The sequence below is a fragment of the Streptomyces thermoviolaceus genome, assembly GCF_045209695.1.
Lineage (GTDB): Bacteria > Actinomycetota > Actinomycetes > Streptomycetales > Streptomycetaceae > Streptomyces > Streptomyces thermoviolaceus.
Genome location: NZ_CP109280.1, coordinates 4,630,356 through 4,645,665 on the forward strand (window position 1 = coordinate 4,630,356; position 15,310 = coordinate 4,645,665).

Consider the following 15,310-nt stretch of genomic DNA (forward strand, 5'->3'; position numbering starts at 1 on the left):
GCCTACTGGCCGTGCCCGTCGGCGCGGCGGCCCCGTTCGGCCCCGCCCGGCGCCGGTGGCAGGGACGGCGGTGCGGGCGGTCCCGCGCCGGCGTCGGCACGCAGCCGCAGGAACAGGCCGAGCGGATCGTCCGAGACCCTCTCCCACGGGAACGAGGTGACGTACGGGCCGATGAGCCGGGCCTGGCAGAGCGCGTCCCGGTGCCGGCCGAGCCGGAGCAGCACGTACATCAGCAGATTGCGGATCTCCGCCACGCGGATCTCGGCCGGCGGCAGGCCCCGGGAGAAGGCGATCGCCCGGTCCGCCGCCGCGTCGAGCCGCCCGCGCGGCAGTTCGCCCGCTTCCGCGTCGGCCAGGCAGATGAAGGCCGCCCGCAGCGGCAGCGCCTGCACCGGCGATCCGGCGGGCGCGTCCTGGGCGGCCCGTTCGGCGAAATCCAGGCACTCGCGGTGGGCGCCCCGCCAGATCTCGGCCAGATAGCGCAGGGCGGCCACATGACAGCCGTAGTGGTGCGGGGCTCGGCGCACCGCGGCCTCCCACAGCTCCTCGACGTACCGGTGCCCGGCCCGGCTGCCGCGCGCGTGGTCCAGCGCGACCCGCCAGGGCACCGGGTCCCGGTCGTCGGCGCGCGCGGCCGCCGTGATCAGCGGGGTGACCTCGCGCAGCAGCTCGGCACGGCCCGGCGAGGGCCAGGCGTGGTCCAGGGCGAGCTGGGCCGCCACCAGCAGCGCGTCCGGGTCGTCGGGGGCGGCGGCGCGCCAGCTGCGCAGCCACTCGGGCCGGGAGCGGGCGAAGGCGGCCAGCCGCAGCACGTATCCGTCCCGGTCCTCCCAGGCGCCGCGCTCCCGGGTGCCGGCCAGCAGCCGGGACGCCGGTCCGTACGCGCCCCGGGCGGCGGCGACCAGGGCCGGCCCCAGATGTTCGTCGGGCGCGTCGAGGAACACCTCGTCGTCGGCCGACACCGTGTCCTCGGGCAGGGCGGCGGGGCGCGCAGCGGTCGTTCTCCTGTGGGCCGGACGGTGGAACAGGGGCAGCAGAGCCATGGTGCACACCATTGAAAAACGCAGGTCGGATGCGCGCCAGGGGCACGGCGAAGCCGGTCGAAGGTTGTACGGCGGCCGGCCAAGAGAAGGTAAAAACGTGAGAGTTCAATGAGTTCGCCCGGCCGCCCGGTGCCCGGGTCCGCTCCCCGGATGCCGCCCTGCGGGCCGGGCACGGCCGAGCCGGAGGCGGCGCCCGCGCGGCCCTCAGGGACCTGCCGCCCCTCCCGCCCGACGCCCGGCGCGCACCGTCGGCCGGGGCCTGCCTGCTTCCTCCTAGTTCCGCCGCAGCAGCCGGGTCGCCCCCGCCGTCACCGTGGTCGCCAGCACCCAGCCGAGCAGCACCATCGCCGCCGCGAGCCACTGCCAGACGCCGTCGACCTGCCACTGGCTGGCCTGGTTCAGGTCCACCACCGGCAGCAGCAGATCGAGGACGAATAGGGAGGGGTTCCAGTCGGGGCGTTCGCCGGGCTCGGCCGGCGGACGGTCGGCGTGGGCGAAGGCCACCGAGCCGGCCGCCCACAGCAGGGCCATCCACACCGCGGCCCGGCCGGGCCGGTAGCCGTAGGCCACGGTGACGTCCTGGACGTAGCCCCACAGCTTGCCGGCCGGCGGCAGCGTCTGCCGTCTGCGGCGGTGCTTGGCCAGCAGCACCTCGCGCGCGTCCGCGTCCTCGCCGGCCTCCCGCAGCACCGCCGCCAGCCGCTCGTACGGCTCCGGGTTGTACTCCTGGGTGGCCGCCGCCACCCAGGCCAGACGGGCGGTCAGCGGGAACGGGCCGCGCGGCACCAGGTTCTCGTAGACGAAGCCGTTCATCTGCAGGCCGCCGGGGCCGGGCCAGCTGCCGGCCCGGTCGACCAGGGTGGCGATGCGCGCCCCGGACAGCAGCACCCGGCCGCCCCGCGGCCGCTCGCACAAAAAGCGCAGCTCCGGCGTCTGCACCCGGCGCAGGGACAGCTCCTGCGGTTCGACGAGGTCGAAGCGGGCGTGGCCGAGGTCCACCGCCTCGCCGAACCGTCCGTCGTCCAGCCGCACTCCGCCCCGGCAGGCGAAGGGCCGGAACAGCGTCCCGCGCTCGGGCGTCACCGGGCGCAGCGGCGGGCCGCCCACCCCGGCCGGGGTCAGGTACAACGCGCGCCCGACCGTCAGCTGCGGCGCGTTGAGCGCGTACCGGCCGCAGGGGGCGGACAGCCGTGCGCCGCGCAGGCCGAGCGACGCGCCGATCGAGGCGCTGCGCAGGCTGATCTCGCCGTGCGCCTGCAGCAGGTCCGCCTGGAGGTCCTGCCCGACCGTCAGCCCGTCCGCCGCGATCGCCCGGCCGGTGCGGTCCCGGTCCACCACGGCCTGGTTGAGCAGCAGGTCCGTGCCGATCTGCGCGTCGGTCAGCCGTATGCCCCGCCGGATGCGGCACCGCGGCAGGTGCAGGTCGCCCTCGGTGTGCAGGCGGGCCGCCTCCAGGCGGGGCAGCGCGCAGTTCACCAGCCGTAAGGTGGACAGCCGGGCCTCGGGCAGGCGCACCTCCTCGTCGAAGCGGCAGCCGTTCAGCTCCACGTACGGGACCACGGTGCCCCCGGCCAGGTCCACGGCGCCCTTGATGCGCAGCCCGGCCAGCTTCAGCGCCGCCACCCGCCCGGGCAGCGCCGGCGGCCCGTCCAGCAGCAGCCAGCACACGACACGCCCGCGCACCGTCCGTTCGGGTCCCCAGGGATGGCCGCCGTGCGGGTCGTCCACCGCGGCGTCCCCGGTGCGCAGGTCGTACACGCTGCCGTTGCGGAAGGCCTGCCACATCCCGGCCTCGACCGCGGTCAGGTCGTCCGGCAGGTCCCCGGCACGGGCGCCGGTAACCTCTGTCACGATTCGCCCCTCTTCTCCTGTCTCCCTGTGAGTTCTGCCGCTTCGTACCACCGGTGATGCCCGCTGGGTGACGGTTGGAACGCGGTGCGTGAGGGGAATCGTCCGATTTCAGAGGAAGGCCGGAATACGCCTGTGGAGGGGTTCTGTATCAGCCACCGATACAGGTGAACGGGGCGCGAGGGCCATCTGAGAGAATTGGAGGCGTGATCTCCCGAATCGATCTGCGCGGCGGCGCCCTCCCCGAGGGTCCCGCCCTTCGCGACCTGCTGCCCCGAGCCGACTTCGACGTCGCGGCCGCCCTGGAGAAGGTGCGTCCGATCTGCGAGGCCGTGCATCATCGCGGCGACGCGGCGCTGATCGAGTTCGCCGAGCAGTTCGACGGCGTGCGGCTGGACTCCGTCCGTGTGCCGCAGGAGGCGCTGAAGGAGGCGCTGGACCGTCTCGATCCGGACGTGCGGGCCGCCCTGGAGGAGTCCATCCGCCGCGCCCGGCTCGTCCACCGCGAGCAGCGCCGCACCACGCACACCACGCAGGTGGTGCCCGGCGGCTCGGTCACCGAGAAGTGGGTGCCGGTGCAGCGGGTCGGGCTGTACGCGCCCGGCGGCCGGTCGGTGTACCCGTCCTCCGTGATCATGAACGCCGTGCCCGCCCAGGAGGCCGGCGTCGAGTCCGTCGCGCTCGCCTCCCCGGCCCAGGCCGAGTTCGGCGGGCTGCCGCACCCGACCATCCTCGCCGCCTGCGCCCTGCTCGGCGTGGACGAGGTGTACGCCGCGGGCGGCGCCACCGCCGTGGCGATGTTCGCCTACGGCACCGAGTCCTGCCCGCCCGTGAACATGGTCACCGGCCCCGGCAACATCTGGGTCGCGGCCGCCAAGCGCTACTTCACCGGCCGGATCGGCATCGACGCCGAGGCCGGCCCCACCGAGATCGCGATCCTCGCCGACGCCACCGCCGACCCGGTGCACGTCGCCGCCGACCTGATCAGCCAGGCCGAGCACGACCCGCTGGCCGCCGCGGTCCTGGTCACCGACTCCGCCGAGCTGGCCGACGCGGTGGAGAAGGAGCTGGAGCCGCAGGTCGCCGCCACCAAGCACGTCGAGGACCGGATCCGCCCGGCCCTGTCCGGCAAGCAGTCCGCGATCGTCCTGGTCGACGGGATCGAGGAGGGCCTGCGGGTGGTCGACGCCTACGGCGCCGAGCACCTGGAGATCCAGACCGCCGACGCCGCCGCGGTCGCCGACCGGGTGCACAACGCCGGCGCGATCTTCATCGGCCCCTGGGCGCCGGTCTCCCTCGGCGACTACGCGGCCGGCTCCAACCACGTCCTGCCCACCGGCGGCTGCGCCTGCCACTCCTCCGGCCTGTCCGTGCAGTCCTTCCTGCGCGGCATCCACATCGTCGACTACAGCCGCGACGCCCTCGCCGAGGTCGCCCACCACGTGGTGACCCTGGCGGAGGCCGAGGACCTCCCGGCCCACGGCGCGGCGATCAAGGCGAGGTTCGGCTGGAAGGTACCCGAGAGCAAGTGAGCGACGTGCGGATCGACGATCTCCCCGTACGCGACGAGCTGCGCGGCACGTCCCCCTACGGCGCGCCCCAGCTGGACGTCCCCGTACGGCTGAACACCAACGAGAACCCCTACCCGCTGCCCGAGCCGCTGGTCGAGCGGATCGCGGAGCGGGTGCGCGAGGCCGCCCGCGGCCTGAACCGCTACCCGGACCGGGACGCGGTTGAGCTGCGCACGGCGCTCGCCGCCTACCTGACGCGCACCGGCGGCCACGAGGTCGGCCTGCGCAACGTCTGGGCCGCCAACGGGTCCAACGAGGTCATCCAGCAGCTGCTGCAGGCCTTCGGCGGCCCCGGCCGCACGGCGATGGGCTTCGAGCCGTCGTACTCGATGCACGCGCTCATCGCCCGCGGCACCGGCACCGGCTGGATCCCCGGCCCCCGCGACGAGGACTTCGCCATCGACCTCGCCGCCGCCGAGAAGGCGATCGCCGAGCACTGCCCGGACGTCGTCTTCATCACCACCCCCAACAACCCCACCGGCAACGCCGTCCCGCGCGAGACCGTCGCCGCGCTGTACGAGGCCGCGCAGGCGGCGAAGCCGTCGATGGTGATCGTCGACGAGGCGTACGTCGAGTTCAGCCACGGCTCCTCGCTGCTGCCGTTGCTTCAGGACCGCCCGCACCTGGTGATCTCGCGCACCATGTCCAAGGCGTTCGGCGCGGCCGGACTGCGCCTGGGCTACCTCGCCGCGCACCCCGCCGTCGTGGACGCCGTGCAGCTGGTGCGGCTGCCCTACCACCTGTCCGCGATCACCCAGGTGACCGCGCTCGCGGCCCTGGAGCACACCGACACGCTGCTGGGCTACGTCGCACAGCTCAAGCAGGAGCGGGACCGGCTGGCCGACGAGCTGCGCGCGATGGGCTACGAGGTCACCGCCTCGGACGCCAACTTCGTGCAGTTCGGCCGGTTCGCCGACGCCCACGAGGCCTGGCGGAAGATCCTCGACCGCGGCGTGCTCGTCCGGGACAACGGCGTGCCCGGACGGCTGCGGGTGACGGCCGGGACCCCGGCGGAGAACGACGCGTTCCTCGATGCGGTGCGCGAACTCAAGAACGAAGTGGAGCTGAGCGGATGAGCCGCGTCGGGCGCGTGGAGCGCACCACCAAGGAGACCTCCGTCCTGGTCGAGATCGACCTCGACGGCACCGGCCGGACCGACATCGCCACCGGTGTCGGCTTCTTCGACCACATGCTCGACCAGCTCGGCCGGCACGGGCTGTTCGACCTGACCGTCAAGACCGACGGCGACCTGCACATCGACTCCCACCACACCATCGAGGACACCGCGCTGGCGCTGGGCGCCGCCTTCAAGCAGGCCCTCGGCGACAAGGTGGGCATCTACCGCTTCGGCACCTGCTCGGTCCCGCTGGACGAGTCTCTCGCCCAGGTCACCGTGGACCTCTCCGGCCGCCCCTACCTGGTGCACACCGAGCCGGAGAACATGGCGCCGATGATCGGCGAGTACGACACCACGATGACCCGGCACATCCTGGAGTCGTTCGTCGCCCAGGCCCAGGTCGCGCTGCACGTGCACGTGCCCTACGGCCGCAACGCCCACCACATCGTCGAGTGCCAGTTCAAGGCGCTGGCCCGGGCGCTGCGCTACGCCAGCGAACGCGACCCGCGGGCGGCGGGCATCCTGCCCTCGACGAAGGGCGCCCTGTAAGAAGATGAACGGTTCGTCCACCGCCCTGATCGTCATCGGTCTGTTCCTCGTCGGCGGCATCATCTCCTTCGTCCGGCAGCAGATGCCCAAGAGCATGATCACCCTGCTGTCGATCGGGGCCGTGATGTGCCTGGCCGCCGGCGTGCTGCGGCTGGAGGTGTGGAGTTGAGCAGCGGCAACGCGGCCAAGAAGGTCGTCGTCTTCGATTACGGCTTCGGCAACGTCCGCTCCGCCGAGCGCGCGCTGGCCCGCACCGGCGCCCAGGTCGAGATCACCCGCGACTTCGACGTGGCGATGAACGCCGACGGACTGCTGGTGCCCGGTGTCGGCGCCTTCGCCGCCTGCATGCGCGGCCTGCGCCAGGCCCGCGGGGACTGGATCATCGACCGCCGGCTGTCCGGCGGACGCCCCGTGATGGGCATCTGCGTCGGCATGCAGATCCTCTTCTCCCGCGGCATCGAGCACGGCGAGGAGACCGAGGGCCTGGACGAGTGGCCCGGCACGGTCGGCCCGCTCGAGGCCGACGTGGTGCCCCACATGGGCTGGAACACCGTCGAGGCCCCGGAGGGGTCGGAGCTGTTCGCCGGCCTGGACGCCGACGCCCGCTTCTACTTCGTGCACTCCTACGCCGTCCACGACTGGCAGCTGGAGACGCACAACCCGGCGATGCACGCCCCCAAGGTGACCTGGGCGACGCACGGCAAGCCCTTCGTGGCCGCCGTGGAGAACGGCGTCCTGTGGGCCACCCAGTTCCACCCCGAGAAGTCCGGCGACGCCGGAGCGCAGCTGCTGAACAACTGGATCGGAACCCTGTGATGGCTTCGAAGCTCGAACTCCTCCCCGCCGTCGACGTCCGCGACGGCCAGGCCGTCCGCCTGGTGCACGGCGAGTCCGGGACGGAGACCTCCTACGGCTCCCCGCTCGAGGCGGCCCTGGCGTGGCAGCGCGCCGGCGCCGAGTGGCTGCACCTGGTCGACCTGGACGCCGCCTTCGGCACCGGGAACAACCGCGAGCTGATCGCCGAGGTCACCCGGGCCATGGACATCAAGGTGGAGCTGTCCGGCGGCATCCGCGACGACGACACCCTCGCGGCCGCCCTGGCCACCGGCTGCACCCGGGTCAACCTCGGCACCGCCGCCCTGGAGACCCCCGAGTGGGTCGCCCGGGTCATCGCCGAGCACGGCGACAAGATCGCCGTCGGCCTGGACGTGCGCGGCACCACCCTGCGCGGACGCGGCTGGACCCGCGACGGCGGCGACCTGTACGAGACGCTGGAGCGCCTGAACAAGGAGGGCTGCGCCCGCTACGTCGTCACCGACATCGCCAAGGACGGCACCCTCAAGGGCCCCAACCTCGAGCTGCTGAAGAACGTCTGCGCGGCCACCGACCGCCCGGTCGTCGCCTCCGGCGGCGTGTCCTCCCTCGACGACCTGCGCGCCATCGCCGAGCTGGTGCCGCTCGGTGTCGAGGGCGCCATCGTCGGGAAGGCGCTGTACGCGAAGGCGTTCACCCTCGAAGAGGCCCTGGAGGCTGTGTCGTCATGAGCGACGCCGTACGGCGGGTGCAGAGCGGAAGTCCTTGGGAAGAGAGTTTCGGTTTCGCACGCGCCGTCGCGGCGGGCGACCGGGTGCTGGTGGCCGGCACGTCGTCCTTCAAGGGCAGCGTGCTCTACGGCGAGGGCGACCCGTACGAGCAGGCCAGGGTGGCCTTCACCAGCGCCCTGGAGGCGATCGCCGAGTTCGGGCTCGGACCCGAGTCGGTGGTCAGGACCCGGATGTATCTGACCCACGCGCGCGACGTGGAGGCCGTGGGCCGCGCCCACAAGGAGCTGTTCGGCGGCGTGCGCCCGGCGGCGACCCTGCTGGTCGTGGAGGGCTTCGTGGATCCGCGCATCCTGGTCGAAGTGGAACTGGAAGCATTCAGAGGAGCCGTGGATTCATGACCCTGGCGGTCCGAGTCATTCCCTGCCTGGACGTGGACGGCGGCCGGGTCGTCAAGGGCGTCAACTTCAAGAACCTGCGGGACGCGGGCGACCCCGTCGAGATGGCCAAGGTGTACGACGCCGAGGGCGCCGACGAGCTGACGTTCCTGGACATCACCGCCTCCTCGGGCAACCGCGAGACGACCTACGACGTGGTGCGGCGCACCGCCGAGCAGGTCTTCATCCCGCTCACCGTCGGCGGCGGCGTCCGCACCGCCGAGGACGTGGACAAGCTGCTGCGGGCCGGCGCCGACAAGGTCGGCGTCAACACCGCGGCGATCGCCCGCCCGGACCTGATCCGGGAGATCGCCGAGCGCTTCGGCCGCCAGGTGCTGGTGCTCTCGGTCGACGCCCGCCGCACCCCGTCGGGCGGCTTCGAGGTGACCACGCACGGCGGCCGCCGCGGCACCGGCATCGACGCCGTGGAGTGGGCGCACCGCGCGGCCGAGCTCGGCGCGGGCGAGATCCTGCTGAACTCCATGGACGCCGACGGCACCAAGGACGGCTACGACCTGGAGATGATCTCCGCCGTCCGCAAGCACGTCACCGTCCCCGTCATCGCCTCCGGCGGCGCCGGCAGGCTCGCCGACTTCCCGCCCGCCATCGCCGCGGGCGCGGACGCGGTGCTGGCGGCCTCCGTGTTCCACTTCGGCGACCTGCGCATCGGCCAGGTCAAGGACACCCTGAGGGAGGCGGGCCACCCGGTCCGCTGAGCCGGTCGGCGAGACCCGCGTCGAAGGCCCCGGCCGCTTGTCGGCGGTCCGGGGCTCTTCTCGAAGCAGAAGTCCGCGCCGTACCTGTGCACCGGCCCCGGGCTGTGGCCGCTGACGCTGCTCGCGCTGGTTCTCGGCACCGTCGACGCGGTGTTCCTGCCGGCCGTGGGCGCCCTGCCCGCGCGGGTGACGCACCGGTCGCAGCCGGCGCGCGTGCAGGGCATGCGGGGGCTCGCGGTCCGGTGCGCGAGCCTGGCCGGCGGCCCGCTCGGCGGGCTCGGGGTGGCGCTGGGCGGGCCGGCTGCCGCGTTCGGTCTCGCGGGGCTGCTGATCGCCCTGTCCGCGCCACTGCTGGTCCGCGTGCGGATGCGTGAGCTGCCGCCGGACGTTCGGCGCCGCCGAGCGGACCGCGACCGGCGCCCGCAAGGACCTGGTGGGGGACTGCGCTACATCCGCGGGCACCGGGTGCTCGCGCCGCTGATGCTCGCCATGGCCCTCGGCGGCCTCGGCTTCGTCGGGCCGCTCAACGCCGGCCTGACCCTGCTGTGCGACGCGCGCGGCGGGACGGCGGCCGGGCTGGGTGCTCGTGGGCTTCGGCGCCGGGGCGGGCGCCGCCTCGCTGCTGCCGACGGTGCGGGGGAGGCTGCCGCATGCCGGGCGGATGGCCGACTGGTCGATCCTGGCGGGAGCGGCAGCGGTCGGCGCCCTCGCGTGCGCGCCGACCGTCGTCGCGGCCGTCGCCACCGCCGTGGTGATCGGCCTGCGCACCGGGCTGAGCGGTGCGATGTGCCAGGCGCTGCTGCAGACCGTCTCCGCCCCGGCGCACCTGGGGCGGGTGACCGCCGTCGCCACGCTGGTCAGCCAGGGCTCGCCCCGATCGGCATGCCGCTGTCCGCCGCCGCGATCGGTGCCTGGGGGACAGGCCCCGGTCAGCGCGGCCGTGTGCGGCCTCGGCGGGACGGTCCCCCTGTGCGTCCCGGCCCTGCGCCGCGCCCAGCTGCCCTGAGGCCGGGCCGCTTCGCCGAGTCCCCCGAGGCCGGGCGGCCCCGCCGAGCGGGTCTCAGAGGCCCAGCTGCTTGGTCTCCCGCATCGCGGTCACCGCGTCCTGGTCGCCCTCCAGCTCGACCCGGGCCACCCGCTGCCGGCCGAACGCGAACAGCAGCAGCTCCGAGGGTTCCCCGGTCACCGTCACCACCGGCGTGCCCCGGTGGGCCACGGCCGTGCGGCCGTCGGGCCGGCGCAGCACCAGGCCCGACGGGACGCCCCGGCCCAGCAGCCTGGCGGTGCGCTCCAGACGGGACCACAGGGCGTCCTGGAACACCGGGTCCAGCTCGCGCGGCGACCAGTCCGGCTGGGCCCGCCGCACGTCCTCCGCGTGGATGTAGAACTCGACCGTGTTCGCCACCTCGTCGACCTGCTTGACGCCGAACGGCGAGAAGCGCGGCGGACCGGTGCGGATCAGCCGGATCAGCTCCTCGTACGGCTTGGCCGCGTACTCCTGGAGCACCCTCTCCAGGCGGGCGGCGAGCGGCTTGATCAGCACGCCCCCGGCCGCGTCCGGGCGCCGCTCGCGCACCACCACGTGCGCGGCGAGATCACGGGTGCGCCAGCCCTCGCAGAGCGTCGGTGCCTCCGGGCCGGCGGTCTCCAACAGGTCGGCGAGCAGCAGCCGTTCACGCTTGGCAAAGGTCGACATGGGCTCAGCCTACGGCTCCCCGCCGTGTCCGGACAGCCGACGCGGCGCCGTGCCGTCCGTGCCGCGCGGCACAATGGCACCCATGACCAGCACGTCCGGTAATCCCGCCCCCGACCCGGCGGCCTCCGCCGCACGGCCCAGCGGCCTCGCCCCCGAGATCGCCGCCCGCCTCAAGCGCAGCGCCGACGGACTCCTGCCCGCCATCGCCCAGCAGTACGACACCGGAGAGGTGCTGATGCTCGGCTGGATGGACGACGAGGCGCTGCACCGCACCCTGACCACCGGCCGCTGCACCTACTGGTCGCGCAGCCGCCAGGAGTACTGGGTCAAGGGCGACACCTCCGGCCACGTCCAGTACGTCAAGTCCGTCGCCCTGGACTGCGACGGCGACACGGTGCTGGTCAAGGTCGACCAGGTGGGCGCCGCCTGCCACACCGGCGACCGCACCTGCTTCGACGCCGACGTCCTGCTGGCGGACGCCGCTGCCGGCCGGGCCGCACGGAAGTAGGGTCGGCCGCCATGGACCTCGAGACGTTCCGCAAACTCGCCACCGACCGCCGGGTCGTCCCGGTCACCCGCAAGCTCCTCGCCGACGGCGACACCCCCGTGGCGCTGTACCGCAAGCTCGCCGCCGAACGCCCCGGCACCTTCCTGCTCGAATCCGCGGAGAACGGACGCTCGTGGTCCCGTTACTCCTTCGTCGGCGTCCGCAGCGCCGCCACCCTCACCGAGCGGGAGGGCCGCACCCACTGGCTGGGCACCCCGCCCGTCGGCGTCCCCGTCGACGGCGACCCGCTGGCCACGCTGCGGGCCACCCTCGAAACGCTGCACACGCCCCGCGATCTCGCCCACGACCTGGGCCTGCCGCCCTTCACCGGCGGCATGGTCGGCTACCTCGGCTACGACATCGTGCGCCGCCTGGAGAAGATCGGGCCCGGTGAGCACGACGAGCTGCGGCTGCCCGAGCTGACCATGATGCTCACCAGCGACCTCGCCGTCCTCGACCACTGGGACGGCACCGTGCTGCTGATCGCCAACGCGATCAACCACAACGACCTGGAGACCGGCGTCGACGAGGCCTGGGCCGACGCCGTCGCCCGCCTGGACGCGATGGAGGCCGACCTGGCCCGGCCCCTGACCCAGCAGGCCGTCGCCCTGCCGCCCAGCGAACTGCCCGAGTACACCGCCCGCTGGGGCGGGGAGGACTTCCGGGCGGCCGTGGAGGACGTCAAGGAACGCATCCGCGCGGGCGAGGCCTTCCAGGTCGTGCCCTCGCAGCGGTTCGAGACCCCGTGCACGGCGAGCGCCCTGGACGTCTACCGGGTCCTGCGGGCCACCAACCCCTCGCCGTACATGTACCTGTTCCGCTTCGACGGCTTCGACGTGGTCGGCTCCTCGCCCGAGGCGCTGGTCAAGGTCGAGGACGGGCGGGCGATGCTGCACCCCATCGCCGGCACCCGGCCGCGGGGCGCCACCCCGCAGGAGGACCAGGCGCTCGCCGAGGAACTCCTCGCCGACCCCAAGGAGCGCGCCGAGCACCTGATGCTCGTCGACCTGGGCCGCAACGACCTGGGCCGGGTCTGCGAGCCGGGCTCCGTCGAGGTCGTGGACTTCATGTCCATCGAGCGCTACTCGCACGTCATGCACATCGTCTCGACCGTCACCGGCCGGGTGGCCGCCGGCCGGACCGCCTTCGACGTGCTGACCGCCTGCTTCCCGGCGGGCACCCTGTCCGGGGCGCCCAAGCCGCGCGCGATGCAGATCATCGACGAGCTGGAGCCGTCACGGCGCGGACTGTACGGCGGCTGCGTCGGCTACCTGGACTTCGCCGGCGACTCCGACACCGCCATCGCCATCCGCACCGCGCTGCTGCGCGACGGCACCGCCTACGTCCAGGCGGGCGCCGGCATCGTCGCCGACTCCGACCCGGTCGCCGAGGACACCGAGTGCCGCAACAAGGCGGCCGCCGTGCTGCGCGCGGTCCACACCGCCAACCGGCTCGGCGGCTGACCGCCGCACCGTGCCCCGCCCGCCGGGGTGGGGCACGTCTCACCGCCCCGGATGCGGGCGCGGCCGGCCCGCAGGCGATAGTGGAGTACGTGACAGCTGTACCTCACCCCCGTACCGAGGCCGCCGCCCCCGCCCGGACCGGCCGCCGGAGCCTCGCCGTCGCCCTGCTGTGCGGCGCGCTCGGCGCCGCCGTGGCACTGCTGGCCTCCCGGCAGCGCTGGGCGGAGGGCACCGCGGCGGTCGCCGGCGGCGCCTTCCCGCTGAGCGCCAAGGGCAGCGAGGTCACGGGCGTGCCCGCGGCCCTCGCCGTCGTGGGCCTGGCCGCCCTGTTCGCCGTCTTCGCCGTCCGCCGCCTGGGCCGGGTGCTGGTCGCCGCGCTGCTCGCGCTCTCCGGCGCCGGCACCGTCGTCGCGGCCGTCTCCGGTGCCGGCGACAGCAGCGCCCTGGACGAGAAGGCCGCGCAGGCCTCCGGCGACACCGCCGCGACCGCCGCCGCGCTCACCCACACCGGCTGGCCCTACGTCGCCGCCGCGGGCGGGGTGCTCATCCTGCTCGCCGGGCTGCTCGCCCTGCGCTACGGCCGGCGGTGGCCGGCCATGTCCGGCCGCTACGAGCGGGCCGGGACCACGCCCCGCACCCGCCGCTCCCGCCCGGTCGACCCCGAGCGCCCCGAGGAACTGTGGAAGGCCCTCGACCGCGGCGAGGACCCCACCGAACGCGCCTGATCCGGCCGGCGCACCGTCGGAGCACCCGGTGCGCACCCCCGGCCCCCGGCGGGCACGAGCCACCCCCGCTCACACCCGCCCCGTGCGTACGGGACAATGGAGTCGGAGCGTCCGGCTCAGACACAACACAGCAACGAGGAGCAAGTCATGGCGGGCAGCAGCCACGGTCACACCCCGGCCGCCTGGACCGGTGTCATCATCGCCTTCATCGGTTTCTGCGTCGCGGGCGTCTTCATGGTGGGAGCCCAGCCGGTCGGCTTCTGGGTCGGCATGGGCATCGTGCTGCTCGGCGGCATCGTCGGCGGCATCATGCGCAAGATGGGCCTGGGCCAGAAGAACGAGCACCCCGTGCACCAGCTCGCCGGCGCGCAGGCCGCCGAGCAGCGCGAGCCGGCCGCGGCCGAGAACTGAACCGCACCGTCCGGCGGGCCCGTACGACGACGCCGAGGCCCGCCACGAACGGCCGACGAGGGGCGGCGGATGCCGCCCCTCACGCGCACCCGCGTCCGCCGCGCGGCACAATGCGGGCGTGAACGCCGACCGTCCCCGCACGCCTGACGCCCCGGCCCGCCTCCCGCACCCGGGGACCGCACACGCCGCCCGCGTGGCCGTACCCGTGCGACACCGCTCCCTCGCGGCCCGTCTCGCCGCGCCCGCCCTGACGCTGGCCGCGGTGGCCGCCGCCTTCGCCTACGTCGGGACGGTGGACCCCAACGAACCCGGCCACTACCCGGTGTGCCCGCTGCTGCACTTCACCGGTCTGTACTGCCCCGGCTGCGGCGGGCTGCGCAGCGCCCACGCCGTCGCCGACGGCGACCTCCTCGCCGCCCTGCACGACAACGCCCTGGCCGTCGTCGGCTACCTGGTCTTCGCCGTCGGGTGGGTGCTGTGGACGGCGGCCGCGGTGCGCGGACGGCCGACGTCGCGGCTCGTGCCGTCCACCGCCCAGCTGTGGTGCGCGGGCGTGCTCGCCGCCGTCTTCACCGTTGTCCGGAACCTGCCGTTCGGCGGCTGGCTCCACCCTTGACCGACCGGCACCGGTCCAGGTAGTGGGACCGCGGCGGGACGGATGCGGGGTGGGGAGCCGGGTGCGGATACCATCGCAGTGACCACCGGTTTCCGGCCGCCTGATCCAGCGGGTCCCCACGATCTTCTCGTCGGCGCCCGCCGCCGGGGACACAACGGTCCGCTGGAACATCCCACCGTCTGGAAGGGGGCCGCTCGCGTGAGTGTGCTCGACGAGATCATCGACGGAGTCCGTGCCGACCTTGCCGAGCGGCAGGCACGCGTCAGCCTCGACGAGCTCAAGGAGCGCGCGGCCAAGGCCCCGGCCGCCAAGGACGGGAGGGCGGCGCTCAAGGGCGACGGCGTCCGGGTGATCTGCGAGGTCAAGCGCTCCAGCCCCTCCAAGGGCGCGCTGGCCGCGATCGCCGACCCGGCCGGGCTGGCCGCGGACTACGAGGCCGGCGGCGCGGCCGTCATCTCCGTGCTGACCGAGCAGCGGCGCTTCGGCGGTTCGCTCGCCGACCTGGAGGCGGTGCGCGCCCGCGTGGACATCCCGGTGCTGCGCAAGGACTTCATCGTCACCTCCTATCAGCTGTGGGAGGCCCGGGCCTACGGCGCCGACCTCGCCCTGCTGATCGTCGCCGCCCTCGACCAGCCGGCCCTGGAGTCGCTGATCGAGCGCGCCGAGTCCATCGGGCTCACCCCGCTCGTCGAGGCCCACGACGAGGAGGAGGTCGAGCGGGCGGTGGACGCCGGCGCCAAGGTCATCGGCGTCAACGCGCGCAACCTGAAGACCCTGGAGGTCGACCGCAGCACCTTCGAGCGGGTGGCCCCGGAGATCCCCGACGGCATCGTCAAGGTCGCCGAGTCCGGCGTGCGCGGCCCGCACGACCTGATCGCCTACGCCAACGCCGGCGCCGACGCCGTCCTGGTCGGCGAGTCGCTGGTCACCGGCCGGGACCCGAAGGCCGCGGTCGCCGACCTGGTGGCCGCCGGAGCACATCCGGCGCTGAGGCAGGGACGCGGCTGACACGCCGGTAGAGTGGGGCCCG

Annotated in this window: 17 protein-coding genes and 1 pseudogene; 15 read left to right on the plus strand and 3 right to left on the minus strand. The window is 74.1% G+C overall.

Going from position 1 to position 15,310, the window contains the following annotated elements; genetic code table 11:
* Positions 1-2 precede the first annotated feature (2 nt).
* Together OG899_RS20165 and OG899_RS20170 are read right to left on the minus strand one after the other, a co-directional pair.
* Positions 3-1,055, minus strand: coding sequence for a hypothetical protein (locus OG899_RS20165; protein WP_125497782.1), 1,053 nt, complete (start codon positions 1,053-1,055; stop codon positions 3-5).
* A gap of 261 nt (positions 1,056-1,316) precedes the next feature.
* A complete protein-coding gene (locus OG899_RS20170) occupies positions 1,317-2,894 on the minus strand; it encodes an oxidoreductase (protein ID WP_125497781.1) in 1,578 nt (525 codons plus the stop codon).
* A gap of 203 nt (positions 2,895-3,097) precedes the next feature.
* Here OG899_RS20170 and hisD point away from each other — a divergent pair, with 203 nt between their 5' ends.
* The 9 genes and pseudogenes from hisD to OG899_RS20215 form a co-directional block, all read left to right on the plus strand.
* Positions 3,098-4,423 (plus strand): histidinol dehydrogenase, encoded by a 1,326-nt coding sequence (gene hisD, locus OG899_RS20175; protein WP_125497780.1) that lies wholly within the window; start codon positions 3,098-3,100, stop codon positions 4,421-4,423.
* Positions 4,420-5,538 carry a histidinol-phosphate transaminase gene (locus OG899_RS20180; protein ID WP_125497779.1) on the plus strand — a complete coding sequence of 373 codons (1,119 nt, stop codon included), beginning with the start codon at positions 4,420-4,422 and terminating at the stop codon, positions 5,536-5,538. The genes hisD and OG899_RS20180 overlap by 4 nt, the downstream gene beginning before the upstream one ends.
* On the plus strand, positions 5,535-6,128 hold the full coding sequence (gene hisB / locus OG899_RS20185; protein WP_125497778.1) for an imidazoleglycerol-phosphate dehydratase HisB: 594 nt from the start codon (positions 5,535-5,537) through the stop codon (positions 6,126-6,128). Before OG899_RS20180 ends, hisB begins: the two co-directional genes overlap by 4 nt.
* Before the next feature lie 4 nt (positions 6,129-6,132).
* Positions 6,133-6,297, plus strand: coding sequence for a hypothetical protein (locus OG899_RS20190; protein WP_168131357.1), 165 nt, complete (start codon positions 6,133-6,135; stop codon positions 6,295-6,297).
* Positions 6,288-6,944 (plus strand): imidazole glycerol phosphate synthase subunit HisH, encoded by a 657-nt coding sequence (hisH, locus tag OG899_RS20195; protein WP_125497777.1) that lies wholly within the window; start codon positions 6,288-6,290, stop codon positions 6,942-6,944. Before OG899_RS20190 ends, hisH begins: the two co-directional genes overlap by 10 nt.
* Positions 6,944-7,672 (plus strand): bifunctional 1-(5-phosphoribosyl)-5-((5-phosphoribosylamino)methylideneamino)imidazole-4-carboxamide isomerase/phosphoribosylanthranilate isomerase PriA, encoded by a 729-nt coding sequence (gene priA, locus OG899_RS20200; protein ID WP_168131356.1) that lies wholly within the window; start codon positions 6,944-6,946, stop codon positions 7,670-7,672. The genes hisH and priA overlap by 1 nt, the downstream gene beginning before the upstream one ends.
* Entirely contained in the window at positions 7,669-8,070 is a 402-nt protein-coding gene (locus OG899_RS20205) for a RidA family protein (protein ID WP_125497775.1), read from the plus strand. Before priA ends, OG899_RS20205 begins: the two co-directional genes overlap by 4 nt.
* Entirely contained in the window at positions 8,067-8,822 is a 756-nt protein-coding gene (hisF, locus tag OG899_RS20210) for an imidazole glycerol phosphate synthase subunit HisF (RefSeq protein ID WP_125497774.1), read from the plus strand. Before OG899_RS20205 ends, hisF begins: the two co-directional genes overlap by 4 nt.
* 90 nt (positions 8,823-8,912) lie before the next feature.
* A pseudogene (locus OG899_RS20215) lies at positions 8,913-9,828 on the plus strand (MFS transporter); the annotation flags it as partial.
* A 54-nt stretch (positions 9,829-9,882) separates the two neighbouring features.
* Here the strand turns inward: OG899_RS20215 and OG899_RS20220 are convergent.
* Complete coding sequence (locus OG899_RS20220) at positions 9,883-10,518, minus strand: TIGR03085 family metal-binding protein (protein WP_125497773.1); 636 nt, start codon at positions 10,516-10,518, stop codon at positions 9,883-9,885.
* A gap of 82 nt (positions 10,519-10,600) precedes the next feature.
* On the opposite strand from OG899_RS20220, the gene hisI reads away from it, so the two are divergent.
* The 6 genes from hisI to trpC all read left to right on the plus strand — a co-directional run bounded on the left by hisI (position 10,601) and on the right by trpC (position 15,288).
* On the plus strand, positions 10,601-11,026 hold the full coding sequence (hisI, locus tag OG899_RS20225; protein WP_125497772.1) for a phosphoribosyl-AMP cyclohydrolase: 426 nt from the start codon (positions 10,601-10,603) through the stop codon (positions 11,024-11,026).
* Positions 11,027-11,037: 11 nt separating this feature from the next.
* Positions 11,038-12,528, plus strand: a complete 1,491-nt coding sequence (locus tag OG899_RS20230) for an anthranilate synthase component I (protein WP_125497771.1) — start codon at positions 11,038-11,040, stop codon at positions 12,526-12,528.
* An 80-nt stretch (positions 12,529-12,608) separates the two neighbouring features.
* A complete protein-coding gene (locus OG899_RS20235) occupies positions 12,609-13,253 on the plus strand; it encodes a TIGR02234 family membrane protein (RefSeq protein ID WP_125497770.1) in 645 nt (214 codons plus the stop codon).
* A gap of 147 nt (positions 13,254-13,400) precedes the next feature.
* Positions 13,401-13,664, plus strand: a complete 264-nt coding sequence (locus OG899_RS20240) for an HGxxPAAW family protein (protein ID WP_125497769.1) — start codon at positions 13,401-13,403, stop codon at positions 13,662-13,664.
* Between the two features lie 193 nt (positions 13,665-13,857).
* Complete coding sequence (locus OG899_RS20245) at positions 13,858-14,280, plus strand: DUF2752 domain-containing protein (RefSeq protein WP_251505575.1); 423 nt, start codon at positions 13,858-13,860, stop codon at positions 14,278-14,280.
* A 198-nt stretch (positions 14,281-14,478) separates the two neighbouring features.
* Complete coding sequence (trpC, locus tag OG899_RS20250) at positions 14,479-15,288, plus strand: indole-3-glycerol phosphate synthase TrpC (protein ID WP_125497767.1); 810 nt, start codon at positions 14,479-14,481, stop codon at positions 15,286-15,288.
* The last annotated feature ends 22 nt before the right edge of the window (positions 15,289-15,310 follow it).